This is a genomic window from Protofrankia sp. Cr1, assembly GCF_963555865.1.
Classification (GTDB): Bacteria; Actinomycetota; Actinomycetes; order Frankiales; family Frankiaceae; genus Protofrankia.
Genome location: NZ_CAUVXO010000072.1, coordinates 1,520 through 2,457, shown reverse-complemented (window position 1 = coordinate 2,457; position 938 = coordinate 1,520). Strand labels below are relative to the sequence as shown.

2 protein-coding genes are annotated in these 938 nt (G+C 68.3%); both read left to right on the top strand.

The window, feature by feature from the left end; all coding sequences use genetic code 11:
• The first annotated feature begins 121 nt into the window (after nt 1-121).
• Complete coding sequence (locus tag U9980_RS08905) at nt 122-538, top strand: DUF3093 family protein (protein WP_322767491.1); 417 nt, start codon at nt 122-124, stop codon at nt 536-538.
• Nucleotides 539-645: 107 nt separating this feature from the next.
• Nucleotides 646-936, top strand: a complete 291-nt coding sequence (locus U9980_RS08900) for a DUF4235 domain-containing protein (protein WP_322747454.1) — start codon at nt 646-648, stop codon at nt 934-936.
• The last annotated feature ends 2 nt before the right edge of the window (nt 937-938 follow it).

Here is a 938-nt window from a genome sequence, read left to right as displayed (position 1 = left end):
TGTGCCTCCCCGCTCGTCGCCGGCGCCCACCCCACTGCAGTCAGCTGCCATCACAGCCATCAGCGAATGATCAACAACCGATGAACGCGAACAACCGCGGGCACGGTGGATACTGACCCGCATGCGCTACGAGGAACGGCTGGCGGTACCTCGGCTCTGGCACCTCTGGGCCGCCCTCTGCGCGGGAGTCTTCGGCAGCTACTTCACCGTCTACACAGACGCTACCTGGACGCGGGCCGTGGTCTACGGGGCCATGTTCACCACGATGGAGGCGGCGCTGTGGCAGCTCGGACGTCCCCGACTGGCCATGACCGACGAGGCGATACGCGCGGCCGGCGAGATGGTCGACCGAGCTGACATCCGCGACGCCGTCGCCTGCACCGATGTCCGCACCGTACTCGTCCCGGGCGTGTATGCCCTGACCAGACCGTGGATACGCACCGGTGTTCGAGTCACCACCGCCAACGGTGTGTGGGTGCTGTCCAGCAGGCATCCCGGCACGCTACTGACGGCGATCGGCGCGCCGGTCCCGCGCTGATGCCATGCAACGCCTGTGACGGCCACCGGCCGGTAGAACGGCCGGGTTGACGGTCGGGTTATCAGCCCGCCGGCGGCCCGGAAACCCGAGATGATGGGGGTGCGACAGTGCCACAACCGGTATCGAAGATCGGCTGGAAGATCGTGGGAGGCGCGGCCGGAGCGGCAGCCGGAGCCGCGGCGAGCAAGGCCGTCACCGTGGCGTACAAAAAGATCCGCAAAGCCGACCCACCGACCAGCCCGGCGCATCCCGATACAACCTGGGCCGACGCGATCAGCTGGGCGGTCGCGTCCGGGGTGGCGATCGGCATCGGACGCCTCACCGCGGAACGGGTGGCGGCCCGTTGGTGGGTGAAGACGACCGGGTCGCTGCCACCCGGCATGCACGATGACGACTGAGT